The sequence below is a fragment of the Curtobacterium sp. MEB011 genome (assembly GCF_030209655.1).
GTDB lineage: Bacteria > Actinomycetota > Actinomycetes > Actinomycetales > Microbacteriaceae > Curtobacterium > Curtobacterium poinsettiae.
This window is the reverse complement of the sequence record NZ_JARVRN010000002.1, coordinates 17,034-40,086: the sequence shown is the minus strand read 5'-3', so window position 1 is coordinate 40,086 and position 23,053 is coordinate 17,034. Positions and strand designations below refer to the sequence as shown.

General features: G+C 71.8%; 26 protein-coding genes. 17 read left to right on the top strand and 9 right to left on the bottom strand.

What is annotated here, in order from left to right; translation table 11 throughout:
- Positions 1-142: 142 nt before the first annotated feature.
- From QRN30_RS01985 to budC, 3 genes are all read left to right on the top strand, one after another.
- A complete protein-coding gene (locus tag QRN30_RS01985; RefSeq protein WP_017887952.1) occupies positions 143-916 on the top strand; it encodes an HAD family hydrolase in 774 nt (257 codons plus the stop codon).
- Positions 917-989: 73 nt separating this feature from the next.
- Entirely contained in the window at positions 990-3,500 is a 2,511-nt protein-coding gene (locus QRN30_RS01980; protein ID WP_284760264.1) for a glycoside hydrolase family 65 protein, read from the top strand.
- A gap of 187 nt (positions 3,501-3,687) precedes the next feature.
- A complete protein-coding gene (budC, locus tag QRN30_RS01975; protein WP_017887954.1) occupies positions 3,688-4,455 on the top strand; it encodes a meso-2,3-butanediol dehydrogenase in 768 nt (255 codons plus the stop codon).
- Positions 4,456-4,479: 24 nt separating this feature from the next.
- Here the strand turns inward: budC and QRN30_RS01970 are convergent, their stop codons facing one another.
- Genes QRN30_RS01970 through QRN30_RS01960 form a run of 3 tightly spaced genes read right to left on the bottom strand, consistent with a single transcriptional unit; the run spans position 4,480 to position 5,671 of the window.
- Positions 4,480-4,842 carry a VOC family protein gene (locus QRN30_RS01970; protein WP_231564037.1) on the bottom strand — a complete coding sequence of 121 codons (363 nt, stop codon included), beginning with the start codon at positions 4,840-4,842 and terminating at the stop codon, positions 4,480-4,482.
- A gap of 20 nt (positions 4,843-4,862) precedes the next feature.
- Positions 4,863-5,378 carry a DUF1697 domain-containing protein gene (locus QRN30_RS01965; protein WP_194589972.1) on the bottom strand — a complete coding sequence of 172 codons (516 nt, stop codon included), beginning with the start codon at positions 5,376-5,378 and terminating at the stop codon, positions 4,863-4,865.
- Positions 5,379-5,404: 26 nt separating this feature from the next.
- Entirely contained in the window at positions 5,405-5,671 is a 267-nt protein-coding gene (locus QRN30_RS01960; RefSeq protein WP_017887956.1) for a hypothetical protein, read from the bottom strand.
- A gap of 133 nt (positions 5,672-5,804) precedes the next feature.
- On the opposite strand from QRN30_RS01960, the gene QRN30_RS01955 reads away from it, so the two are divergent.
- The gene (locus QRN30_RS01955; RefSeq protein ID WP_284760258.1) at positions 5,805-6,257 is read left to right on the top strand and encodes a hypothetical protein; all 453 of its coding nucleotides are present in this window, start codon (positions 5,805-5,807) and stop codon (positions 6,255-6,257) included.
- 195 nt (positions 6,258-6,452) lie between these two features.
- Here the strand turns inward: QRN30_RS01955 and QRN30_RS01950 are convergent, their stop codons facing one another.
- The gene (locus tag QRN30_RS01950; RefSeq protein ID WP_042537544.1) at positions 6,453-7,928 is read right to left on the bottom strand and encodes an NCS2 family permease; all 1,476 of its coding nucleotides are present in this window, start codon (positions 7,926-7,928) and stop codon (positions 6,453-6,455) included.
- Positions 7,929-8,085: 157 nt separating this feature from the next.
- Here QRN30_RS01950 and folE point away from each other — a divergent pair, with 157 nt between their 5' ends.
- The 5 genes from folE (at position 8,086) to QRN30_RS01925 (ending at position 12,061) form a co-directional block, all read left to right on the top strand.
- On the top strand, positions 8,086-8,697 hold the full coding sequence (folE, locus tag QRN30_RS01945; RefSeq protein WP_042537542.1) for a GTP cyclohydrolase I: 612 nt from the start codon (positions 8,086-8,088) through the stop codon (positions 8,695-8,697).
- Positions 8,694-9,644, top strand: a complete 951-nt coding sequence (gene folP / locus QRN30_RS01940) for a dihydropteroate synthase (RefSeq protein WP_017887960.1) — start codon at positions 8,694-8,696, stop codon at positions 9,642-9,644. Before folE ends, folP begins: the two co-directional genes overlap by 4 nt.
- On the top strand, positions 9,641-10,390 hold the full coding sequence (locus tag QRN30_RS01935) for a pyrimidine reductase family protein (RefSeq protein ID WP_231564036.1): 750 nt from the start codon (positions 9,641-9,643) through the stop codon (positions 10,388-10,390). The genes folP and QRN30_RS01935 overlap by 4 nt, the downstream gene beginning before the upstream one ends.
- Positions 10,391-10,414: 24 nt before the next feature.
- Positions 10,415-11,068, top strand: coding sequence for an HAD-IA family hydrolase (locus QRN30_RS01930; RefSeq protein WP_071250096.1), 654 nt, complete (start codon positions 10,415-10,417; stop codon positions 11,066-11,068).
- A gap of 450 nt (positions 11,069-11,518) precedes the next feature.
- On the top strand, positions 11,519-12,061 hold the full coding sequence (locus tag QRN30_RS01925) for a type 1 glutamine amidotransferase domain-containing protein (RefSeq protein ID WP_159556139.1): 543 nt from the start codon (positions 11,519-11,521) through the stop codon (positions 12,059-12,061).
- 115 nt (positions 12,062-12,176) lie between these two features.
- Here QRN30_RS01925 and QRN30_RS01920 read toward each other — a convergent pair whose 3' ends face one another.
- Complete coding sequence (locus tag QRN30_RS01920; protein WP_284760252.1) at positions 12,177-12,776, bottom strand: molybdenum cofactor biosysynthesis protein; 600 nt, start codon at positions 12,774-12,776, stop codon at positions 12,177-12,179.
- 249 nt (positions 12,777-13,025) lie between these two features.
- Here QRN30_RS01920 and QRN30_RS01915 point away from each other — a divergent pair, with 249 nt between their 5' ends.
- From QRN30_RS01915 to QRN30_RS01900, 4 genes are read left to right on the top strand one after another with little or no spacing between them, the layout of a single operon-like run.
- A complete protein-coding gene (locus QRN30_RS01915; RefSeq protein ID WP_194589974.1) occupies positions 13,026-14,618 on the top strand; it encodes an AlkA N-terminal domain-containing protein in 1,593 nt (530 codons plus the stop codon).
- Positions 14,615-15,127 (top strand): methylated-DNA--[protein]-cysteine S-methyltransferase, encoded by a 513-nt coding sequence (locus QRN30_RS01910; RefSeq protein WP_194589975.1) that lies wholly within the window; start codon positions 14,615-14,617, stop codon positions 15,125-15,127. Before QRN30_RS01915 ends, QRN30_RS01910 begins: the two co-directional genes overlap by 4 nt.
- Positions 15,128-15,155: 28 nt before the next feature.
- A complete protein-coding gene (locus QRN30_RS01905) occupies positions 15,156-15,416 on the top strand; it encodes a type II toxin-antitoxin system Phd/YefM family antitoxin (RefSeq protein WP_284760249.1) in 261 nt (86 codons plus the stop codon).
- Positions 15,413-15,673, top strand: a complete 261-nt coding sequence (locus QRN30_RS01900) for a type II toxin-antitoxin system RelE family toxin (protein WP_071250103.1) — start codon at positions 15,413-15,415, stop codon at positions 15,671-15,673. Before QRN30_RS01905 ends, QRN30_RS01900 begins: the two co-directional genes overlap by 4 nt.
- Before the next feature lie 4 nt (positions 15,674-15,677).
- Here the strand turns inward: QRN30_RS01900 and QRN30_RS01895 are convergent, their stop codons facing one another.
- Together QRN30_RS01895 and QRN30_RS01890 are read right to left on the bottom strand one after the other, a co-directional pair.
- Positions 15,678-16,271, bottom strand: coding sequence for a TetR/AcrR family transcriptional regulator (locus QRN30_RS01895; RefSeq protein ID WP_194589976.1), 594 nt, complete (start codon positions 16,269-16,271; stop codon positions 15,678-15,680).
- A gap of 9 nt (positions 16,272-16,280) precedes the next feature.
- Positions 16,281-16,847, bottom strand: a complete 567-nt coding sequence (locus QRN30_RS01890) for a hypothetical protein (protein ID WP_284760246.1) — start codon at positions 16,845-16,847, stop codon at positions 16,281-16,283.
- A 211-nt stretch (positions 16,848-17,058) separates the two neighbouring features.
- Here QRN30_RS01890 and QRN30_RS01885 point away from each other — a divergent pair, with 211 nt between their 5' ends.
- The 3 genes from QRN30_RS01885 (at position 17,059) to QRN30_RS01875 (ending at position 20,422) form a co-directional block, all read left to right on the top strand.
- Positions 17,059-17,880 carry an alpha/beta fold hydrolase gene (locus tag QRN30_RS01885; RefSeq protein ID WP_017885837.1) on the top strand — a complete coding sequence of 274 codons (822 nt, stop codon included), beginning with the start codon at positions 17,059-17,061 and terminating at the stop codon, positions 17,878-17,880.
- Positions 17,881-17,898: 18 nt separating this feature from the next.
- Complete coding sequence (locus QRN30_RS01880) at positions 17,899-18,771, top strand: HAD family hydrolase (RefSeq protein WP_284760245.1); 873 nt, start codon at positions 17,899-17,901, stop codon at positions 18,769-18,771.
- A gap of 175 nt (positions 18,772-18,946) precedes the next feature.
- The gene (locus QRN30_RS01875) at positions 18,947-20,422 is read left to right on the top strand and encodes an APC family permease (RefSeq protein ID WP_017885839.1); all 1,476 of its coding nucleotides are present in this window, start codon (positions 18,947-18,949) and stop codon (positions 20,420-20,422) included.
- Between the two features lie 104 nt (positions 20,423-20,526).
- Here QRN30_RS01875 and QRN30_RS01870 read toward each other — a convergent pair whose 3' ends face one another.
- Positions 20,527-21,288, bottom strand: a complete 762-nt coding sequence (locus QRN30_RS01870; protein WP_214563054.1) for a LysE/ArgO family amino acid transporter — start codon at positions 21,286-21,288, stop codon at positions 20,527-20,529.
- A gap of 70 nt (positions 21,289-21,358) precedes the next feature.
- Here QRN30_RS01870 and QRN30_RS01865 point away from each other — a divergent pair, with 70 nt between their 5' ends.
- Positions 21,359-22,273: a LysR family transcriptional regulator ArgP gene (locus QRN30_RS01865; RefSeq protein WP_017885841.1), complete on the top strand. Its 915-nt coding sequence runs from the start codon at positions 21,359-21,361 to the stop codon at positions 22,271-22,273.
- On the opposite strand, the gene QRN30_RS01860 is transcribed toward QRN30_RS01865, so the two are convergent.
- On the bottom strand, positions 22,264-23,043 hold the full coding sequence (locus QRN30_RS01860) for an Fpg/Nei family DNA glycosylase (protein ID WP_017885842.1): 780 nt from the start codon (positions 23,041-23,043) through the stop codon (positions 22,264-22,266). The genes QRN30_RS01865 and QRN30_RS01860 overlap by 10 nt on opposite strands.
- Positions 23,044-23,053 lie beyond the last annotated feature (10 nt).

Here is a 23,053-nt window from a genome sequence, read left to right as displayed (position 1 = left end):
GCCGCGGAGGGGGTTCCCCCTGCACAGTGCAGCCCCTGGTGAACTCTCTCCACAGCGTGCGGCGCGTCGGGACCCGGCACCTGGAGCGGTCCTAGACTCGTCGGGAGCCACACGTCCACCACCAGTCCCCGGAGGACCGCAGATGACGACGCAGGACCAGCGCACGCCCGCTCGACTCAGTGACCAGCGAGCGCTCCTGTTCGACCTCGACGGCGTGCTCACCCCCACCGCCGACGTGCACATGCGGGCCTGGAGCCGGCTCTTCACGCCGTACCTCGAAGCGCACGGGGTCGCGCCGTACACCGAGCAGGACTACTTCACGTACATCGACGGCAAGCCCCGGTACGACGGCGTGCGCTCGCTGCTCGAGTCGCGTGGCATCGACCTGCCGCAGGGCACCCCGGACGAAGCGCCCGACACCGACACGGTGTGCGGGCTCGGCAACCGGAAGAACGCGGAGTTCACGGCCGAGCTCGACGAGCACGGTGTCGAGCCCTACCCGGGCTCGCTGCGGTTCCTGACCGCCGCGATCGACGCCGGTCTGTCCGTCGCGGTCGTCTCGAGCTCGGCGAACGCCACCTCGGTGCTCCGGACGGCGGGCATCCTCGACCGGTTCCCTGTGGTCGTCGACGGGCTCGTCGCGCGCCAGGACGGCCTGACCGGCAAGCCGGCGCCCGACACCTACCTCGACGCGGCAACGCGGTTCGGGCTCACCGCCGCCGAGTGCGTCGTGGTGGAAGACGCGACGAGCGGGGTCGAAGCCGGCCGCAACGGTTCGTTCGGTCTGGTCATCGGTGTCGACCGCGGTGCCGGGGCGGACGCCCTGCGCGAGCACGGTGCCGACGTCGTGGTGTCCGACCTCGCCGAACTCCTCGACGACCTGCCCGCACCGGTCGCCAGCACCAGCACGACGTAGGCCACCCGGCCGGGCGCTCCCTGCCTGCCCGCCGCACCGACGTACCCATCTCCCTCCCTTCCCACGGAGCAGCATGAACCCCATCACCTCGGACCCCCTCGACCGCGTCCGCTACCCGATCGACGAGTGGGCCCTCGTCGAGACCGAGTACACCCCCGACGAGCAGGGCGTCGCCGAGACGAACTTCGCTGTCGGCAACGGGTACCTCGGCCTGCGCGGCAACCTCGACGAAGGCCGTGGCGGCGTGCAGTACGGCACGTACGTCAACGGCTTCCACGAGACCTGGCCGATCCGGCACGCGGAAGACGCCTTCGGCTTCGCGAAGACCGGGCAGACGATCATCAACGCGCCCGACGCCAAGGTCATCCGCCTCTACGTCGACGACGAGCCCCTGGTGCTGGCCGAGGCCGACATCCTGCGGCACACCCGCCGGTTGGAGTTCCGTGGCGGGTACCTGTTCCGCGAGACCGAGTGGTCGACGCCGTCCGGCAAGCGGGTCCTCATCCGGTCGCGCCGGCTCGTGTCGTTCACCGACCGGCACCTCGCCGTCATCGACTACGAGGTCACCGTGCTCGACGCAGACGCCTCGATCCTGCTGTCCAGCCAGATCCTCAACCGCCAGGACGTGCAGGACGAGTACCACGCCGGCATGCGGGCCGCGGCGAACGCCTTCGACCCCCGCAAGGCCGAGTCGTTCACCGAGCGGGTGCTCGTGCCGAAGGTCAAGCGCAGCACCGGTGACCGTTCGGTCCTCGGGTACCAGGCGTCCAGCTCCGGCATGACGATCTGCGTCGGCGTCGAGCACCACATCGAGACCGAGAACAGCTGGGACGAGTCGTCGTCGATCGAGGACGACCTGGCGAAGCACGTCTACCGGGTGCAGGCCCGCGCCGGTCAGCCCATCCGCCTCGTGAAGCACGTGGTCTACCACACCTCGCGCGGCGTGCCCGTGCGTGAGCTCGCCGACCGGTGCGAGCGCACGCTCGACCGCGCACACGCCGAGAACGTCGACGAGACCTTCGCGAAGCAGCGCGAGTGGCTCGACGACTACTGGGCACGCAGCGACGTCGAGATCACCGGCCAGCCCGCGATCCAGCAGGCCGTGCGGTGGAACCTCTTCCAGCTCGCGCAGGCCACGGCCCGCACCGACGGCCACGGCATCGCCGCGAAGGGCGTCACCGGCTCCGGCTACGGCGGCCACTACTTCTGGGACATGGAGATCTACGTCCTGCCGTTCCTGTCGTACACGGCGCCGATCGTTGCCCGGAACGCCCTGCGCTTCCGCTACAACATGCTCGACGCGGCACGGGCGCGAGCCCGCGAGCTGAACCAGCGCGGGGCGCTGTTCCCGTGGCGGACCATCAACGGCGAGGAGTCCAGCGCGTACTACGCCGCCGGCACCGCGCAGTACCACATCGACGCCGACATCGCCCATGCACTCATGCAGTACGTGCGGGCATCGGGCGACCGTGAGTTCCTGAAGCGCGGCGCCATCGACGTGCTCGTGGAGACCGCCCGACTCTGGGCCGACCTCGGGTTCTGGCGGTCCAACGGCGACAAGAAGTTCCACATCGACGGCGTCACCGGACCGGACGAGTACACGACCGTCGTCGACGACAACCTCTACACGAACGTGATGGCGCGTGCGAACCTGTGGTTCGCCGTCAACGCCTGCCGCGAGCTCGCCGCCGACGACGCCGAAGAGTACGACCGCATGGTGCGCCGGACCGGCCTGCGCCCCGACGAGCTCGTCGAGTGGGAGCACGCCGCCGAGTCGATGGAGATCCCCTTCGACCCGCACCGCGGCATCCACCCGCAGGACGCCCAGTTCCTCGACAAGGAACTCTGGGACCTCGAGAACACCCCCGACTCCAAGCGCCCGCTGCTGCTCCACTACCACCCGTTGGTGATCTACCGGTTCCAGGTGCTCAAGCAGGCCGACGTCGTGCTCGCACTGTTCCTGCAGGGGCACGAGTTCACGGCGGCCGAGAAGCGTCGCGACTTCGACTACTACGACGCACTCACCACCGGTGACTCCACGCTGTCGGCGGTCGTGCAGTCGATCATGGCGGCCGAGGTCGGCTACCACGACCTCGCCGACCAGTACTTCCAGACCGCGCTCTACGTCGACCTGGCGGACCTGCACGGCAACACCTCGGACGGCGTGCACATCGCGTCGACCGGTGGCATCTGGGGTGCGCTGGTCAACGGCTTCGGCGGCATGCGCGACCACGGTGGCCGGATGACCTTCAACCCGCGGCTGCCGAAGCACTGGGACCGTCTGTCCTACCGCCTGACGGTGCGCGGCTCGCGGGTGCGGATCGACCTGGAGCAGGACACCATGACGCTCACGGTCGAGACCGGTGAGGGCTTCACCGTGTGGGTGCACAACCAGCAGTGGGACATCGAGGCGGGGGAGCCCACCGTGGTGCCGCTGCCGCACCACGGGCCGCGGATGTCCGGGCACGCTCCGACCACGAGCGACATCCAGGGCACGCTGCGGGCGGACGGCTCGGTGATCACCGCGTCGATCCCGACGATCTCGCTCGAGCGCGACTTCGACCTGGACGAGACGACCGCCTGACACCGGTTCCTCCGCCCGCGGTCACACGTCGCCCCGGTCCCGCCTCGCGGTGCCGGGGTGACGTGCACCGCGGGGTGCTCCCGGCACCTCCGAACGCGTTCAGTCGCCCCCGGGCACCGTGGTCTGCCGTGCCCTTCGGGTCGATGGCGTCTCCCCGGGCACGGTTCGTGCAACGAGAGGAGACATCATGGGCAACCGGTTCGAGGGCAAGGTCGCGATCGTCACGGGCGCGGGTTCGGGCATCGGCGCAGCGACGGCGCGCGCGTTCGTCGACGAGGGTGCGTCCGTCGTGCTGACCGACAGCGTCGAGGAGAAGGTCCGCACGGTGGGAGACTCCCTGCCGACCGACCGTGTCGTCTCCCTGCACGCCGACGTGGCGAGCCCGGAGGACTGGGAGACCGTCGTCTCCGCGGCGATCGACCGCTTCGACCGGCTCGACGTCCTGGTGAACAACGCCGGGACCTTCAGCTCGGGCGACATCACCGACATCAGCACGGCCGAGTGGCGCCGCGTCATCGAGACCGACCTGTCCGGGGTGTTCTACGGCACCCGGGCAGCGTTGCCGTTCCTGCGCGAGACGAAGGGTTCGATCGTCAACACGTCGTCGGTCTCCGGTGAGGACGCCGACTGGCGGATGAGCCCGTACAACGCGGCGAAGGGCGGCGTCACGAACTTCACGAAGGCGGCCGCGCTCGACAACGGGCAGTTCGGCGTCCGCGTGAACGCCGTCGCTCCGGGACTCATCTGGACCGACCTGACCCAGGAGCAGGCCGAGGACGAGGCCCTGCAGTCGAAGTTCGAGGAGCGGATCGCGCTCGGCCGTGGGGGTCGCTCCGCCGAGGTCGCCGAGGCGATCCTGTTCCTGGCCAGCGACGCTGCGTCGTTCATCACGGGCGCGGTCCTGCCGGTGGACGGCGGCACCATGGCGAGCAACGGGCAGCCTCCGCAGGCCTGAGTCTCCGCCGCGTCGGCGGCACCGTCAGCTGGCGACGAGCTCGACCTTGAACCGCTCGGCGTCCTCGAGGAAGGCCGCGTGGTGCCCCGGACCGCCGGCGAACGGGTGCCGGTCTTCGTACAGGCGCGCCCAGCCGTGTTCGGGAGCCTCGGCCCAGAGCCGCTCCACCGCCTCGGCGTCGCCCGCGTGGAACGCCAGGTGGCTGAGCCCCGGTCGACGGCGGTCGTGCTCGCCGTCCAGCGGCGCCGATTCGAGCACGACGTACAACGCGCCGAGCCGCCAGCTCCGGCCGTGCTCCCAGCGCTGGAAGGGTTCGTAGCCGAGTTCACCGAGCAGCCAGCCCCAGGCAGCTGCGGCGGTGTCGAGGTCGGCGGTGCGGAGTTCCACGTGGTGCAACGTGCCCCGGGTCACAGGAGCTTCCGCAGGGTGTTCGTGTTGCGGGTCGTCGTCGTGCGCTTGAAGCGTGCGGCGCCGGCCCGCTTGGCGAACACCGTGTCGGTGCTCGACCCCTTCGGGCACGACCAGTAGACGACGCCGTTCCCACGGGCGACCTGCTCGACCGCGTCGTCGAGCTCGAGGTCGGCCACCAGGGCGTCGAGCGCTGCATCCTCGGACCCGAACACGACGTAGTCGTGCCGATCGTCGTCACGCGCGAAGGGGAACCCGTCGACGACAGCGGCGAGGTCGTCGTGCCGGACGAGCACGATCCATGCGTCGTACCCGAACCGGTCGCGCAGCCCCTGCTCGATCGACGTCTTGAGCCGTCCGGCGGGCACGTCGGCTGCGAACACGACGTTGCCCGAGGCGAGCACGGTGCGCACGTCGTCGAACCCGAGCCCCCGGAAGAGTTCCGCGAGTTCGGCGCTCCGGATCGTGACGCCGTTCACGTTGACCCCGCGCAGCAGCGCCACCCACCTGTCCATGTCCGGACGGTAGCGGTCCGAGCTGCTCACGTCCACGTCCGGGCCACGCCCCAACCAGAGCCCTGCGGAACGATGTCGACCACCAGTGCCTCACCGTCGTCGTCGCTGGTCGCCTGGAACCGCCAGCCCACGGTGCGCTCGGGTGCGTGCGTGATCGCTGTCGGCAGTTCGGCGCGCGTCACGGTCAGCCGCGTGGGGGTGTCGCTCACCCGCCAACGCCGTCCGGCCCACACCAGCCGGGTCGGCGTGCCCTCGGACCACCACACCGTGGCGGCCGTTTCGGTGATCATCATCGGGTCTCCTCGTTCGAACGTGTGTTCGAATGGTAGGTGTCGACCTCTGACGTCGCAACCACCGGCAGTGGACCTCGGCGGGTCGTGGACGAACCCCTCGAACGACGCAGCAACCCTCGTGTAGACGGGACCCATGACGAACGACGCACAAGGCCCCGACGCACAGCACCAGGTTCCCGAGGGGGTGTCCGAGGCCACGGTCGAGGCGCTCGGCAGCCTGTCCGCCGCGGTCGAGGTCATCGAGCACGCCCGTGGCCTGCTCTACGGGTTCCACCGCCTGACCGGCACCGCCGACCTGAACCTCGGTGAAGCGGTCGAGCAGCTCCGGAAGGCCGGGCACACCGAACTCGCCGAGCGCATCGACACCGAACTCGTGGGCCGCAACGTCATCGCGGGCCGCTGGACGTTCCAGATCGTCGAGGACTACGACGACGGCTACTACGCCCTCGCCAAGGAGCTCGAGCGCACCGCGCGGGACGAGCTCGTGCAGGGCCGCCGCCACCTGTTCGAGGCGGGCATGAAGGAAGACCGACGCACCCAGGACCAGCGCCACCACGAGGCGACGCTGAGCGACCTGCCGGACTGAGCACGGGCCTCCAGGCCGACGCGGCCGACGCGGCCGACGGAAGACGCCGGCGTCTTGCGGAAGACGCCGGCGTCATCCGGACACGCCCCGGAAACGTCGAGACGCCGCCGGATTCGGCGGCGTCCCGATGACACGACGGCGTCTTGCGCCGGACCCCGATCAGCAAGGCCCAGCAGCAAGGCCCAGCAGCAAGCCTCAACCGACGCCGAGCATCGTCTCCAGCGGCCCCCGCGCGAAGTACAGCAGGAAGCCCGCGGCGACGACGTAGAGCAGCCACGAGACCTCGCGGCCACGGCCGGACAGCAGCTTGATGAGCACCCAGCTGATGAAGCCGGCGCCGATGCCGTTCGCGATCGAGTAGGTCAGCGGCATGACGACGATCGTCAGGAACGCCGGCAGGGCCGAGCCGAAGTCCGACCACGAGATGTCCGCGACCTGCGCGACCATGAGCGCACCGACGACGACGAGCCCGGCGGCGGCGACCTCGAGCGGGACGACCTGGGTGAGCGGCGTCAGGAACATCGACGCCAGGAACAGCAGCCCGGTGACGACCGAGGCCATGCCCGTGCGGGCACCCTCGCCGATGCCGGAGGCCGAGTCGATGAAGACGGTGTTCGACGACACCGACGCGCCACCACCGGCGATCGCGCCGACGCCCTCGACGACGAGCGCCGACTTCAGGCGGGGGAACGTGCCGTCCGGCTTTGCGACACCGGCGGCCTTGGCCAGCCCCGTCATGGTGCCCATCGCGTCGAAGAAGTTCGTGAACACGAGGGTGAAGACGAGCATCGACGCGGCGAGCGGGCCGATGCGGGTGAAGGCGCCGACGACGTCGGCGTGGCCGACGAGCGACAGGTCCGGCACGGCGAACAGTGCGCTCGGCAGACCGGGGGCGTTGAGGTTCCAGCCGGTCTTCGAGTCGACCGAGGTCGGCACCTGGAAGATCGCCTGCAGGATGATCGCGATGATCGTGGTCGCGACGATGCCGATGAGCAGCGCACCCTTGACCCGGCGGGCCATGAGCGTGCCGATGATGATCAGGCCGATCAGGAACACGACGGTCGGCAGGGCGCCGACGGAACCGTCCTCACCGAGCTGCAGCGGCGGCGACGGGTTCCCGGAGGACCGCACGAAGCCGGAGTCGACGAGCCCGATGAACGCGATGAACAGGCCGATGCCGACGGTGATCGCGGCTTTCAGCTGAGCCGGGACGGCGGTGAAGATCATCGTCCGGATGCCCGTCAACGCGAGGATCACGATGATCACGCCGTTGATGACGACCAGGCCCATCGCCTCGGCCCAGGTGACCTGGTGCACGACGCTGACGGCGAGGAACGAGTTGATCCCGAGCCCCGCGGCGATGCCGAACGGCAGGTTCGCGATGATGCCCATCGCGATGGTCATGACGCCGGCGACGAGGCCGGTCGCCGCGGCCACCTGAGCGTTCTCGAGCCACCCGCCGTTGACGTCCTTCGCGGCCTGGTCGGCGCTGAAACCACCGAGGATGAGGGGGTTCAGGATCACGATGTACGCCATCGTGACGAACGAGACGAGGCCACCGCGGACCTCGCGGGGGATCGACGATCCGCGTTGCGTGATGGAGAAGAATCGATCGAGGCCGGTCGCGAAGCGGTTCCGGGGCGTGGTGTCGGTCTGCGGGGCGCTCACCACGAGAGTTTAAAGGATGCTGGGTTTCGGGCGTGTCACACCGGTCTCACAGGTTCCGGCGGCCGGGAGGCCCGTCCCACGCGGGTCGCGCACGTCGCGCTGGGCGTCTGCCCGCGTTCTCCGGCCAGGGCTGGTGTTGGATGAGCGGGTGACGTCACACATGGACCGCGCCCGTGTGGAGGCCGCCGTCCGCGAGCTGCTGCTCGCCATCGGCGAGGACCCTGACCGCCCGGAACTCACCCGCACCCCCGCCCGGGTCGCCGACTCGTACTCCGAGTTCTTCTCCGGGATCGGCACCGATGCGGTCGCGATCGCCCGGGACGGCACCGTGCACGCCGAGGACGGCGAACGCGGTCGGCTCGTCATCGTCCGCGACGTGAAGTTCCGATCCGTCTGCGAGCACCACCTGCTGCCGTTCCTCGGGGTCGCGCACCTGGCGTACGCCCCGGGGGAACGGCTCATCGGCCTCGGCACGCTGGCACGGGTGCTCGACGCGGTGGCCTCCCGCCCGCAGCTGCAGGAGCGGCTCGGTGAACAGGTCACCGCGACCATCGCCGAGGGCCTCGGCGCCGAGGGTGTCCTGGTGGTCCTCGACGCGCAGCACCAGTGCGTGACGACGCGTGGGGAGCGCCAGACCGGTTCGACGACGGTGACGGTCGCGGCGACCGGCTCGCTGGCCGACACCGCGGGACGGGCCGAGGCGATCGCGCTCATCGGCGCGGGGCGTGGGACCGATGCCGCGGGTGCGGCGACTGCCGAGGCGGGCGCATGACCGGCCTCCCGCACGTCTCGGGCGAACACGCCGCGGCCGGATCCGACGCGGCCGGACCCGGCTGGGTCGTGCCGGACCTGCGGCACCCGGTCCGGACGTTCGGACGCCGCACCATCGACTTCGACCACCGCATCGCCGTGATGGCGATCGTGAACCGCACCCCGGACTCGTTCCACGACCGCGGCGCCACCTTCGAGCTCGACCGGGCCGTCGCCGCCTCGGTCCGCGCAGCCGAGCAGGGTGCCGACTGGGTCGACATCGGCGGCGTGAAGTTCGCACCCGGCCCGGAGCTGCCCGCGTCCGACGAGATCGACCGGGTCGTCCCCGTCGTCGAGCAGCTCGCCCAGCAGTCCGACGTCGTCATCAGCGTCGACACCTTCCGACCCGAGGTCGCCGCGGCGGCGATCGCAGCCGGCGCGACCGTCGTCAACGACACCACCGGCCTGTCCGACCCGCGGATGGCCGCCGTGGTCGCCGACTCCGAGGCCACCGTCGTCATCACGCACTCGCTCGCCGAACCCCGTCGTCCCCTGCCGGCCCCACCGCAGTACGCCGACATCGCGGGCGAGGTCGTCGCGTTCCTGCGCGAACGGGTCGACCGGGCGCTCGCGGCGGGCATCCCGGAGTCGCGGATCATCGTCGACCCGGGCCACGACCTGCACAAGAACACCGTGCACACCCTCGAGATCACCCGGCGCCTGCCCGAGGTCGTCGCCCTCGGCTACCCGGTGCTCGCCGCGGTGTCGAACAAGGACTTCGTCGGGGAGTCGCTCGGCCGCCCCCGCGGGGAACGGCTCTCCGGATCGCTCGCCGTCGCGACCGTGAGCGCGATGCTCGGCGCCCGGATCGTCCGCATGCACGACGTCGCCGAGAGCGTCGACGCGATGCGCATGGTCGAGGCCACCCTCGGATGGCGCACCCCCGTGGAATCGAGGCACAACACGTGACCGTCCTGCCCCCGTCGATCGCGGACCTGTCCGACGACGACCTGCTCGAGCTCTACACCGCCGACGTCGGGGACCCCTGGCTCCGCGTGAACTTCGTCGCGACGCTGGACGGCTCGGCCTCGGCCGCCGGGGTGTCCGGGTCGCTCGGCGGCGACGACGACCTGCGGGTCTTCGACCTGCTCCGCCGCGTGGCCGACGTCGTGCTCGTCGCCGCCGGCACCGTCCGTGACGAGGGCTACGGGCCGATGGTCCTGCACGACGCCGACGTTGCCTGGCGTCGGGCCCACGGCATGCCGGACCACCCCGTGTTCGCGATCGTCACCGGGTCGCTGTCGCTCGACCCGGCGTCGCGGGTCTTCACCGAGGCGCCGGTGCGGCCGATCGTCCTGACCTCGGCGACGGCGGCTGCCTCGGCGACGGCCCGGGCGCTCGCCGAGGTGGCCGACGTCGTGCCCTGCAGCGCGGACGACGCCCCCGACTCGGTGGACGCCGGACGGATCCGCGGTGTGCTGGCCGATCGTGGCCTCGGGACGATCCACTGCGAGGGTGGTCCGTCGTTCCTCGGGGCGCTCGTCGCCGCGGACGCCGTCGACGAGCTGACCCTGACGATCGACCCGTCGCTCGAGGGCGGGGAGGGGCCGCGCATCGCCCGCGGGTCGTCCCCGGAGCTCCGGCGGATGCGACCGGCGCACGTGCTGCTCGGCGCCGGCGACGTGCTGCTCACGCGGTACGTCCGGGCGCGCTGACCCCCTTGGGCTAGGGTCGGGCGCGTGATCGACATCGTGGCGTCCGGGGTCCTCTTCGACATGGACGGGACCCTCGTCGACTCGACCGCGGTGGTCGAGGCGACCTGGACCCGGTTCGGCCACGCGAACGGCATCGACCCCGACGAGATCCTCGCGTTCTCGCACGGACGGCAGGCGATCGACACCCTCCGGCGCTTCCTGCCCGACCTGCCCCTGGCCGAGCAGCAGCGGATCGCGGCGGAGCTCGTCGCCGAGGAGACCGCGAGCACCGAGGGCATCCTCGAGATCCCCGGCGCCGTCGCCTTCGTGCAGCGCCTCGTCGACCTCGGCGTCCCGGTCGCCCTCGTGACGAGCGCGCCCCGTGACCTCGCCGCGGGCCGGATGGCGGCCGCCGGGTTCGCCGTGCCCGAGGCCTTCGTCCCCTCGGAGGACGTCGAGCACGGCAAGCCCCACCCCGACGGCTACCTGCGCGGCGCCGCCCTGCTCGGTGTCGACCCCGCCGACTGCGTGGCGTTCGAGGACGCCCCCGCCGGCCTGGAGTCCGCCATCGCCTCCGGCGCGACCACGGTCGTCGTCGGTCCCCTCGAACACCCCGTGACCGCCGGGCTGCACCGGGTGCACGGGTACGACGGGCTGACCGTGGAGCGCGACGGCGTCGCCTTCCGCATCCGGGGCTGAGCCCCGGCCGGTCAGGACACCCCGCCCGCCCTGCGCCGAGTGGTCGCGAACCGTCGGCTGCGCCGTCGCCAGCCGACACTTCGTGGCCACCGCGCGGACGTGAGCGGGGAGTTGCGACCGGTCGCGCTGTCGGCCTGGAGGCCCGTGGCGGGCCCGCACCGTGCCTCCCGTGCGACCGTGGGCGCGTCCACGGCACCCCGCCCGGCGTGCGCCGAGTGGTCGCGACCCGTCGGCTGCGCCGCCGCCAGCCGACACTTCGTGACCGTCCGGCGGACCTGAGCGGGGAGTTGCGACCGGCCGCCGGGCGACATGTCGTGACCGCCGGGCGGACCTGGGCGGGGTGTCATGACCAGTCAGCCGGGCGCCGGACCGCTCCTGGAGGACTGCCCAGCCGAGCCCGACGACCCTCGGGTGTGCGGCCGGAACGACCGGGCCGCGGAAGGAGCGATCATGGCAACCCTCGACGGCAAGAAGATCCTCGTCATCACGACGAACTACGGCGTGGAGCAGGACGAGATCGTCGTCCCCACCGAGCAGCTGCGCGAGCGCGGTGCCTCGGTGACCGTGGCGGCCAAGGAGACCGGCACGATCCAGACCCTGGTCGGCGACAAGGACCCGGGGCAGACCCTCGAGCCCGACACCACCCTCGCCGGTGTCGACGCGAACGACTTCGATGCCCTCGTCATCCCCGGTGGCACGATCAACGCCGACACGCTGCGCCAGGAGTCCCGCGCGGCGACGCTCGTGCAGGCCTTCGCCGAGGCGAGCAAGCCAGTCGCGGCGATCTGCCACGGCCCGTGGACCCTCGTCGAGGCGGGCGTGCTGTCCGGCAAGACCGTCACCTCGTTCCCGTCGCTGCAGACCGACCTGCGCAACGCCGGTGCCGAGTGGGTCGACCAGGAGGTCCAGGTCGACGGCGGCTTCATCACGTCCCGCACCCCGGACGACCTGCCGGCGTTCGTCGACGCGATCGAGAGCGCCCTCACCGCCTGAGCGCCTCGTCGCCGAGCCGAGTCTCGGCCGACCGGACACCGTGCGCCTCCGGCTGTCGACGAAGTGTCCGCCGAGCCGAGTCTCGGGTACGCCCGGGCGCCCGACGTCGCCGGCGTCAGCCGAGCGGCACGGGGCGTGCCGTGCGGAGCACCGCCGGACCGAGGGCGAGCACACCGTCGGACTCCGGATCGCACCGCACGCCGCCCCGGCCGCGCATCGCCCGGAACGCACCGGGGGCCACCTCGTGGTCCATCCAGGCGCAGGGGTTCGCCGCACGGTAGCCACGGAACCGGACGGCATGACCGAGGTCGCCGCTGCCGTCGCCACCGGGGAGCAGGCTCTCCAACGAGAACGGCTGGCCCCGCAGCGCTTCGACGTCGGCGCCGCGCAGGAACACGTTCCGCCGGGTCGCGACGGGGTCGACGGTGGTGCCGATCGCCTGACCGACCGCCTCGAGCCCCTCGAGGCCGATCACGGTGACCGAGGCGTGCACGTGTGCCCGCGCGGCGAAGTAGCGGTCGCCGACGATCCCGAGCCCGGCCCGCAGCTCGATCCGGTCGCGCCGTTCGTCCGGGTCCGTCGACCGGGGTGGCAGCGCGCCGTCGGCCGGGCGCCCCTCGTACCGGTGCCGCGGTGAGACGAGCAGCAGCGCGATCTCGACCTCGGTCCGGAACGGCAGGTCGTCGAGCCCGGCCACGTCGTCTGCTGGGGTCACGCTGCCAACGCTAGCCGGGCCTCCCGGCCGTGCGCTGCCATTTCTGCCTGCTGTGACACGCCGTCGTGGCGCCGGGACGCAGGCTTCTTCGCGAGACGACGCGTTCTCCGCGAGACGCCGCGGATTCCGGCGGCGTCTCACGCGGTCGGCGGCGTCTCGACGAGACGGCGGCGTCATGGCCACCTGGCCCTGCGCTGCTCCGTCCGATTCCCGCCAGTCGACGTCGGCGGCGCATGTCAGGCTGAGCCCATGACCACCCCGGACACCGACGCGCAGCCCGACGCGCTGCACGCCGAGCGGCACCGCGCCGTCGCCTCGCGCGACGCGCGTTTCGACGGCCAGTTCGTCACCGCCGTGCACTCCACCGGCATCTACTGCCGGCCCAGCTGCCCGGCCCGCACGCCGAAGGTCTCGGGCGTCACCTTCTACCGCACGAGCGCCGCAGCGCACCTGGCCGGCTTCCGCGCCTGCAAGCGCTGCCTGCCCGAGGCGACCCCCGGCAGCCCCGAGTGGGACCTGCGCGAGGACGTCGCCGGCCGGGCGATGCGACTCGTCCTCGACGGTGTCGTCGAGCGCGACGGCGTCCCCGGGCTCGCCGCGCGTGTGGGCTACTCGGAGCGGCAGCTCAACCGCATCATGACGGCCGAGCTGGGCGCCGGGCCGAAGGCGCTCAGCCGGGCGCACCGGGCGCAGACCGCGCGGACCCTGCTCACCTCGTCCGACCTGCCCGTCGCCGACGTCGCGTTCGCCGCGGGGTTCGCCAGCGTCCGACAGTTCAACGACACCGTGCGCGAGGTCTTCGCCGTCACCCCGACGGAGCTCCGCGCACGCCGGTCCGGGCGAGGCGACGGCGCCAGGGACGGCGGCGACGGCGCACTGCACGTCCACCTGCCGGCCCGGGCACCCTTCGACGCGCAGGGCCTGCTCGACTGGCACGCGCTGCACGCCCTGCCGGGCACGGAGCAGGTGGACACCGACCCTGTCGGTCGGGTGACGTCGTACGGGCGGCTGGTCGACCTGCCTGGAGGCCCGGGCTGGTTCAGCGCGTCGGCCGCCGTCCCCGACGTGGCCGGTCGGGGCACCGGGATCGACCTGCGCGTGCGGGTCGCCGACCTCTCCGACCTGCCGGCCCTCGTGGCGCGTGTCCGGGCACTGTTCGACCTCGACGCCGACCCGGTCGCCGTCGACGCCGTCCTCGGAGCCGTGCCCGGGCTCGCCGGACCCGTCGCCCGGGTGCCCGGTCTCCGGCTCCCCGGCGCGGTGGACGCGCACGAGATCGTGTTCCGCACCCTGATCGGGCAGCAGGTCTCGGTGGCCGCGGCGCGCACCGCGCAGACCCGGCTCGTGGCCGCACTCGGAGCGACGGTGCCGGACGCCATCCGGCCCCGCGGGCTGCTGTTCCCGGCCGCAGCGATGATCGCCGAACGCGGGCACGAGGTGCTGCGCGGCCCCGCCGCCCGCGTCGACACGATCCTGCGGGTGGCTGCGGCGCTCGCCGACGGGTCCCTGGTGGTGGACGGTGGGCAGTCCCTCGGTGACCTGCGCGACGGACTCCTCGCGGTGAAGGGCATCGGACCGTGGACCGCCGACTACGTCGCGCTGCGGGTCCGGCACCACCCCGACATCTTCCTCCACAGCGACCTCGCCGTGCGGAACGGTGCACAGGAACTCGGGCTGCCCGGAACGGCGCGCGAGCTCTCCCTATGGTCGGAGCAGGTGGCCCCCTGGCGGAGCTACCTCACGATGCACTGCTGGCGACCGATCATCGACCGCGCGATGACCACGACCGCCGGTGCCCGTGCAGCCCGTGCCTCAGAGGACCCCCGGAAGGACGACCGATGACCGACGCAACCATCCAGACCCTGGACACCCCCGACGGGGCGTTCACCGTGCTCGAAGACGCCGAGGGCAGGGTCCTCGCGTCCGGGTGGACCGACTCCGTCGAGCGGATCCTCGCCCGTCTGGCCGACCGCCACCGCCCCGATCGGGTGCTCGACGGCGTGGTCGCCTCGGCCGCCGCGGTCGACGCCTTCTACTCGGGCGAGGTCGAGCACGCCATGCAGGTGCCCGTGCGCCAGTTCGGTACGGAGCTGTTCACCGAGGGGTGGCGCCAGCTCCGCCGGATCCCCGCCGGCGGCACCCTGACCTACACCGGTTTCGCGGCGGCGATGGGCCGGCCCGACGCCGTGCGGGCGGCGGCGAGCGTGTGCGCCCGGAACGCCCCGGCGCTCTTCGTCCCATGCCACCGGGTGTTGCGCTCGGACGGCACGCTCGGCGGCTTCGCGTGGGGGCTCGACGTCAAGCGGTCCCTGCTCGAACGGGAGTCTGTGGGCACCACGGCACTCGTCTGAGTTGTACAAAACGCTCTAGAATGTACAGGTGCGCGAAGTGTCGATCTCCGAAGCCCGTGCCCGCCTGGCGTCGATCATCGATGATGCCCGGCACGAACCCGTCTACCTGACCCGGCGCAACAAGCGCGTCGCGGCGGTGGTGGACGCGGCCGTCCTCGACCGGTTGCTCGAGGCGGCGGAGGACCTGGACGACCTGAAGGCGGTGGAAGAGGCCCGACTCGAGAACGAGCGCATCGGCGGCGAGAACGTCAAGTGGGAGGACCTCAGGCGCGAACTCGGTCTGGGATGACCTACGACATCGAGTTCGAGCCGAGTGCGGGGCGTGCCATCCGCAAACTTCCGCCACATGCCCGACGACTCGTCGAAGGGGTTCTCGCGATCCTGGCTGACGAGCCACGTCCACCCGCGGCTCGTCGACTCGTCAACAGCCCGGAATGGCGTGTCCGGGTCGGTGACTACCGCGTGATCTACCTGATCGACGACGGGCGGCTCGTGGTCGTCGTCGTGCGCGCCGGGCACCGGCGCGAGGTCTACCGGGGTCGCTGAGACGTCAGGCGATCGCGCAGCGCAGGCTTTCCACGTGCAGTTCGACGAGCGCCAGGACCCGCTCGGGCGCCCGTGCCGCGGGATCCCACGTGTGCTCGACCGCCAGCCCGTCGATCAGCGCGTGCAGCCGGTCGGCCTCGTCGGTCAGGTCGCGACCGTCGCCGAAGCCGCCGTCCTCGCGCAGGATCTCCAGCGCCCGGGTGCACACCCGGCGGACCCCGTCGTTGAGGCGTCGGGCACTCGCAGCCAGGTGTTCGTCGGTGCGCGCGAGCACGCCGAGCTGCACCTGCGCCAGAATCTCGGTCGTGCGCTCGGCATCGAGCGGCAGCACCTGGGCGAGGACGTCCAGTGCGAGCGCACGACCCGTCGAACGCAGAGCGGCGAGCCGAGCGGTGACCCGTTCCTCGATGATCGTCAGACAGTGCTCGCGCAGGGCGTCCTGCGTGGGGAACACGCGGCGGAGTGATGCCGGAGCGATGCCGGCCTCGTCCGCGACGTTCCGCACCGACAGTGCGCTCAGGCCGTCCCGCTCCAGGATCCGCAGGCAGGCCGCGGCCACCAGGGATCCCCGTTCCTCGAGGTCGACACGGCGGGGCACCGGGTCAGCCTACGGCTGGCTCGATGCTCCGGCCGGGTCCGCGGCTGCGGTGGTGACTCGGCGCGGCCAGATCGTGTAACTGATCGCCCACAGCAGTTCGATGCCCAGGACCACCCCGAGCAGTGCGACCGTGCCCTGCAGCTCGTCCGTGCGCTCCGGGTCGCCGACGACGAGGACGAGCGCACCGATGATCCCGCCGGCGATCAGCACGGCGAGCGCGGTCCGCAGCACGTCGCCCCAGCACCGGGCCGTGTACCGCCGTCCACTCAGGCGTTCCGGTGCGGGACCCCCGGCGAACCGGTGCGTGAACCGGACGTCCGCCCACGCGATCATCCGGTGCCCGTACGCGACCGAGAAGCCGATGTAGATCGCCGCGAGTCCGTGGTGCCACGACGCGGTTCCGCCACCGAGCAGGTCGACCGTGACGACGGCGAGCAGGACGACGTCGATCACGGGGGCCGCGACGAGCATCGCCGCACCCGTGCGCGGCCGTCGCAGCAGGTACCGGGTGGTCAGGCCGCCGAGGATCGCGACCCAGAAGGCGATCTCGCAGGCGACGATGGCGATGAGTGTCATGGGATCCCCGATGCAGTGGTGTTGATTGCTGAGTACAGGTGTACTCAAACAGCATGACACGGTGACCACCACGGCGTCGAGCGGCGGTGTTCTGCCCCTGGAAGCGGGGGGAGACACGGGCTCCCACGCCTGCGACACTCGGAGCACCGGTAATCCGCACGGTCCCCTCCGAGGCCCGACGCATCGCCGTCGACAGCCCGCAAAGGACCCCATGCTCCCTCCCGTCGACCGAACGGTCGTCTCCTCCGACGGCACCACCATCGCCGTGTCCGAGGCAGGGGACGGACCGGCGGTCGTCGTCGTGGGCGGTGCCTTCGACCACCGGGGGACCCCGTACCTCGACCGCGTGGTCGCCGAGCTCGCTCCCACCCATCGTGTCGTCACCTACGACCGACGCGGTCGCGGTGCCAGCGGCGACTCGGCGTCGTGGGCGATCGAGCGCGAGGTCGACGACCTCCGCGCCGTCGTCGAGAGCGTCGGCGTCCCCACGACCGCCGTCGGCATCTGCGTCGGTGCCGGTGTCGTCCTGCACGGCCTCGCCACCGGCCTGCCCGTCGACGGTGCCGTCCTGTGGGAACCGCCGTACCGCGCCTCGGTCGACCCGCACGCCGACGACGTCGTCTTCGCCGACCTGCTCGACGAGCACGTGGTCGCCGGCCGCCGCACCCAGGCCGTCCGCGGCTTCCTGACCCAGGTGCTCGGGCTCCCGATGGGCCAGGTCACGGCGCTCCGACTCAAGGGCTCGCTCTGGCGCTCCCTGGTCGTCGACGCCCACGTGCTCAGCCGCGAGGTCCGGGTGCTGAACGGCCTCGCCGTGCCCGAGCGGGTCGCCGCAGCCGTCGGCGTGCCGGTGCTCGTCGGCGCCGGCGGTGACGGTCTCGAGTGGATGCGTCGTGCGGCCCGCGCCGTCGTGGACGCGGTGCCGGGGTCGGAGTACGCGGAGGTACCCGGGCAGGGACACGTCCCCGCCCCCGCCGCCCTCGGAGCACTGATCGACCGCGTCCGGAGCCGGATCGTCTCGCCCAGCAGCTGACTGCGAGAGGATGGGCTGGTGAACGCACCCCACCTCGGTCTCCTGCTCGACGTCGACGGGCCCATCGCCAGCCCGGTCTCCCGCACCATCGCGATCCCGAGCATCGTCGCGGACCTCGTCGCGCTCGCTGCCGAGGGCATCCCGATCGTCTTCAACACCGGCCGCAGCGATGCCTTCATCCGCTCCGAGGTCGTCGGTCCGCTGCTCGCCGGTGGCCTCGCCGAGGGCGGCCGGGTGCACGCGGTCTGCGAGAAGGGTGCCGTGTGGTGCTCGATCGGCCCGCAGTACGACGGCGGCATGGGTGAGCTGACCGTCGCCGAGGACCTCGCGCTGCCGCGGGACTACGCCGACGAGATGCGCGAGCTGGTCCGCGCCGAGTACGCCGACCTGGTGTTCTTCGACGAGACGAAGCGCGCGATGGTGTCGATCGAGCAGCGCGTCGAGGTGCCGAACGCCACGTACCTCGCCCGCCAGCCGGAGTTCGACGCGAAGGCGATGGCCGCGCTCGAGCGTCGTGGCCTCGGTGTCCGCCGCCTCGACGATGTCCGACCCGACGCCGACGGTGCCGTGCAGTGGCGCATCGACCCGACCATCATCTCCACCGACGTCGAGTCCGACCGCAGCGGCAAGGACCTGGGTGCCGAGCGGTCGCTCGAACTCCTCGGGCAGGACGGCGAGCTCCCGATCACCTGGCGCACCGTGGGCGACTCCCGCAGCGACTACGCCATGGCGGACTGGCTGCACGCCAACGGGTACGAGGTCGCGCACGTCGACGTCCGTCCTGCCGACGGTGTGCCGGCCACGCCGTACCCGGTGCTCACCGCGCCCGACGGCGTCATCCACGACGAGGCCGGCGCCCGGTTCCTGGCGGACTGGCGCGCCGCGCGCTGACGCGACCGCGGCCTTGGACGCACCCGTCCGCCGACCGAGCGGTGCGCGCCGGACGGCCACCGCGCCTCCCGTCCGTCCCCGGACCGGCCCACCGTCCGGCCGGACGCTTTGCGTGACACAGTGGTACACCAGTACCCTTCCGAGGTCCGCCGCCAGCCGATGACGGGATCCACCCATGGCAACGAAGATCCGCATCAAGTCGATCGAGGCCTCCCTGGCCGACTCCGAGGAGCAGGGCAGGTCCCTGAAACGCTCCTTGAAGACGTTCGACATCGCCGCGATGGGCATCGCGGTCGCCGTCGGCGCCGGCATCTTCTCGGTCGGCGCGAACGCCGCCGCGAACTTCGCCGGGCCCGGCGTGATCGTCTCCTTCCTGCTCGCAGCCGTCACGTGCGGCCTGGCGATCATGTGCTACGCCGAGTTCGCGTCGACGATCCCCGTCGCCGGCTCCGCGTACACGTTCACGTACGCCACGATGGGTGAGCTGCTCGCCTGGATCGTGGGCTGGGACCTCATCCTCGAGACCCTCACGGCCAGTGCCGTGATCGCGAAGTACTGGGGCATCTACCTCAGCACCGCGTTCGACGTCTTCGGCGTGACCCTGCCCAGCACGATCCAGCTCGGTCCGATCCCGTTCACCTGGGGTCCGGTGCTCATCGTCGGGATCTTCACGGTGCTCCTCGCCTTCGGCACCCGCCTGTCCTCGCGGGTGTCGGCGGTCATCACCGTCATCAAGGTCGCCATCGTCGTGTTCGTCATCGTCGCCGGTGCGTTCTTCGTCAAGGCCGCGAACTTCACACCGTTCATCCCGCCGGCCGAGCCCGCCAAGGGTGCCGAGGGCAGCGTCTGGACCCAGTCGCTCGTGTCCTGGTTCACCGGTGCGGAGCCCGCCCAGTACGGCGTCTTCGGCCTGCTCGCCGCCGCGTCCCTGGTGTTCTTCGCCTTCATCGGCTTCGACGTCGTCGCCACGAGCGCCGAGGAGACCGAGAACCCGCAGAAGACCCTGCCCCGCGGCATCTTCATCGGCCTCGGCATCGTGACGCTGCTCTACGTCGGCGTCAGCATCGTCATCACCGGCATGGTCTCGTACCAGCGCCTGGCGGAGGAGAAGGCACCGTCGCTGGCCTCGGCGTTCGACATCGTCGGGCTGCCGTGGGCCGCCGGCATCATCGCCATCGGCTCGCTGATCGGTCTGACCACCGTCGTCATGGTGCTGCTGCTCGGCCTGTCCCGCATCGTCTTCTCGATGAGCCGCGACGGCCTGCTGCCCCGCTGGTTCTCCAAGACCAACCCGAAGACGCAGACGCCGGTCCGCGTGCAGGTCGTCGCCGGTGTCGTCGTTGCGCTGCTGGCCGGGTTCACCGCGGTCGACAAGCTCGAGGGCATGATCAACATCGGCACGCTGTCGGCGTTCGTCCTGGTGTCGATCGGCATCGTCGTGCTGCGTCGTTCGCGGCCGGACGCCCCGCGGGCCTTCCGGGTGCCGTGGTCGCCCGTGCTGCCGATCATCTCGGCGGTGCTGTGCTTCTGGCTGATGCTGAACCTCGAGGTCGAGACCTGGCTCCGGTTCGTCGTCTGGCTGGTCATCGGCTTCGTCATCTACTTCGGCTACAGCCGCCGCCACAGCCGCGTCGGCCAGGGCATGCAGTAGGGCCGTCCCGCAAAACACCGGTGTTCGCACGTTGCACACCCGCACACCGCGGTTCGACGTGTGGACACCGGTGTTTTGCAGACCGCCGGTTCGCGCCGCAGCCGCTACGCGCCGACGAGCAGCAGCCCGCCGAACGCGAGCATCACGACGGCGACCAGACCGTCGAACACCCGCCACGTGAGCGGCTTCTCGAACAGCGGCCGCAGCAGCCGACCGCCGAACCCGAGCGCACCGAACCACAGGCAGCTCGCCGCGACGGCACCGATCGTCCAGAGCCACCGGTCGTCCGCACCCTGCTGGTTCGCCACCGACCCGAGGAACACCAGCGTGTCCAGGTACACGTGCGGGTTCGCCCACGTGAAGACGAGCATGGTCAGCACCGCCGTCCGCATGGTCACCCCCTGGCCGGGAGGCACGGTGCGCGTCCGCCCCGCCGCCACCGTCGAACGCCCGGTCGCGTCGATCCCCGGACCGGCGCCCGCGCCCGTGTCGACCCCCGCGCCTGCGCCCGCACCGGCGCCCACGACCCCGTCGTCGGCCGCCTCGTCGGCGACCCGCATCGCGTCCCCCGACGGTCGCAGCGCACGCCGCGCCGCGAGCACCCCGTAGGTGAGCAGGAACGCGGCACCGACGAACCGGACAACCAGGAGCGCCACGGGGAACCGCTCGACCACGGCGCCGACCCCGAGCACCCCGGCGACGATGAGCAGCGCATCCGAGACCGCGCACACCACGACCGCCGCGGCCACCACCCGGAGTCCTGCGCTGACCGCGAGCCGGAGCAGGTACGTGTTCTGCACACCGATCGCGACGATCAGTGCGAGTCCCGTGCCGAGTCCGGAGAGCAGGGGCAGGAGCGTGGTCACGGATCCGACGCTAGAGTAGCGCCCCGCTGCAGTACAGCTCACGTTCCTGCAGCGCCGTAAGCTCAGCTGCATGTCCCGCTTCCAGCGCGAACACCTCGAGACGCTGCTCGCCGCCGTCGACCACGGCACCCTGGACGCCGCGGCCCGTGCGCTGGCCATCACCCCGTCGGCGGTCTCGCAGCGGATCAAGTCGATGGAGCAGCAGGTCGGTCGGGTCCTGCTCCAGCGCACCACCCCGGTGCGCCCGACCGCGGACGGCGAGGTGGTGCTCCGGCACGCGCGGCAGGTCCGGCTGCTCGACGAGGAGACCTCCCGTGCACTCGGCGGTGGCTCCTCGGTGGTGCCGTCGATCCCGCTGGCCGTCAACGCCGACTCGCTCGGCACCTGGTTCCTCGACGCCCTCGCCCTCGTCCGGGCCGACACCGAGGTGGTCTTCGACCTGCACCGCGAAGACCAGGACCGCACCGCCGAGCTGCTCCGCGCCGGCACCGTGATGGGCGCGGTGACGGCCGAGGCGGACCCCGTGCAGGGCTGCTCGTCGGTGCCGCTCGGCATCGATCGGTACCGGGCCGTGGCGTCACCGGCGTTCGTCGCCCGGTACCTCGGCGACACCGGCACCGAGCGGCGGATGCTCCGGCGGCTCGACGAGGTCCCGCTCGTCGACTACGACCGCGACGACGACCTGCAGCAGGGGTACCTGCGCCAGGTCCTGGGGCACGCTCCCGGCGGCCCGCGCCACTTCGTCCCGACCTCTGCCGACTTCGCCCGCGCCGTCACGCTCGGGTTCGGGTGGGGGCTGCTGCCCGAGGCGCAGTGCCTCGACGCGATCGACCGCGGTGTCCTGGTCGAGCTGGCCCCGGGTCGGCACGCCGACGTCGCGCTGTGGTGGCAGCGCTGGAACCTGGCGTCACCGCTCCTCGAACGGGTCACCGACGCGGTCCGGGTGACCGCCGCGGAGCGCCTGCACCCCGTGCGTCAGGTCTGACAGCGCGGACACCAGTAGGTGTCGCGCAGGGTGAGCTCCGAGTCGCCGAGTTCGCCGTGCCGGATCGGGGTCCCGCAGCGCAGACACGGCTTGCCGGCGCGACCGTAGACCCAGAACCGTCGACCGGGGCGGTCGACACCGGTGGTCACGCGGGCGCTGCGGTCGCGGTTCGCCAGGATCAGTCGGCTGGCGAGCGTGATCGTGCGCGCCGGGTCGGGGACCTGGCCGGCCGGACGCGTCGGCAGCACCCCGCGCAGGAAGCAGAGTTCGTTCCGGTACACGTTGCCGAGCCCGGCGAGCACCCGTTGGTCGAGCAGCGCCAACCCGACCGGCCGTTCGGGGTCCTCCGTCAGGTTGGCGAGGGCCAGGTCGGCGTCCCAGTCGGGGCCGAGCAGGTCGGGCCCCAGGTGTCCGACGACCTCGGACTCCTGGTCGCGCGGGACGACCTCGAGCACCCCGAGCGCGAAGCCGACGGTGGAGACTCCTTCGGCGTCCAGGATCGCCCGGGCTTGGTGCGCCGGACGTCGCCAGCGGTCACCGGGCGCGTAGACGTCCCACCGGCCCTCCATCTTCAGGTGCGAGTGCACGGTCAGGTCGCCGATCCGGTGCAGCAGGTGCTTGCCGCGGGGGACGACCTCGTCGACGGTGCGCCCCACCAGGTCGAGGGTGGCGAAGGCCGGGACCCGGAAGTCGCTCTTCGTCAGGACCTTGCCCGCCAGCGCGGTGTGCAGGCGGCGTGCCGCACGGTAGACGGTGTCGCCTTCAGGCACGGGGCACCTC

Bases quoted from the DNA above. Each gene is read 5' to 3' on its own strand.
- budC (WP_017887954.1), top strand. From the start codon at position 3,688: ATGGGCAACCGGTTCGAGGGCAAGGTCGCGATCGTCACGGGCGCGGGT.
- QRN30_RS01910 (WP_194589975.1), top strand. From the start codon at position 14,615: ATGACCGACGCAACCATCCAGACCCTGGACACCCCCGACGGGGCGTTC.
- QRN30_RS01900 (WP_071250103.1), top strand. From the start codon at position 15,413: ATGACCTACGACATCGAGTTCGAGCCGAGTGCGGGGCGTGCCATCCGC.
- QRN30_RS01865 (WP_017885841.1), top strand. From the start codon at position 21,359: ATGTCCCGCTTCCAGCGCGAACACCTCGAGACGCTGCTCGCCGCCGTC.
- QRN30_RS01985 (WP_017887952.1), top strand. From the start codon at position 143: ATGACGACGCAGGACCAGCGCACGCCCGCTCGACTCAGTGACCAGCGA.
- QRN30_RS01890 (WP_284760246.1), bottom strand. From the start codon at position 16,847: ATGACACTCATCGCCATCGTCGCCTGCGAGATCGCCTTCTGGGTCGCG.
- folE (WP_042537542.1), top strand. From the start codon at position 8,086: ATGGACCGCGCCCGTGTGGAGGCCGCCGTCCGCGAGCTGCTGCTCGCC.
- QRN30_RS01925 (WP_159556139.1), top strand. From the start codon at position 11,519: ATGGCAACCCTCGACGGCAAGAAGATCCTCGTCATCACGACGAACTAC.
- QRN30_RS01885 (WP_017885837.1), top strand. From the start codon at position 17,059: ATGCTCCCTCCCGTCGACCGAACGGTCGTCTCCTCCGACGGCACCACC.
- QRN30_RS01955 (WP_284760258.1), top strand. From the start codon at position 5,805: ATGACGAACGACGCACAAGGCCCCGACGCACAGCACCAGGTTCCCGAG.
- QRN30_RS01875 (WP_017885839.1), top strand. From the start codon at position 18,947: ATGGCAACGAAGATCCGCATCAAGTCGATCGAGGCCTCCCTGGCCGAC.
- folP (WP_017887960.1), top strand. From the start codon at position 8,694: ATGACCGGCCTCCCGCACGTCTCGGGCGAACACGCCGCGGCCGGATCC.
- QRN30_RS01915 (WP_194589974.1), top strand. From the start codon at position 13,026: ATGACCACCCCGGACACCGACGCGCAGCCCGACGCGCTGCACGCCGAG.
- QRN30_RS01960 (WP_017887956.1), bottom strand. From the start codon at position 5,671: ATGATGATCACCGAAACGGCCGCCACGGTGTGGTGGTCCGAGGGCACG.
- QRN30_RS01980 (WP_284760264.1), top strand. From the start codon at position 990: ATGAACCCCATCACCTCGGACCCCCTCGACCGCGTCCGCTACCCGATC.
- QRN30_RS01965 (WP_194589972.1), bottom strand. From the start codon at position 5,378: ATGGACAGGTGGGTGGCGCTGCTGCGCGGGGTCAACGTGAACGGCGTC.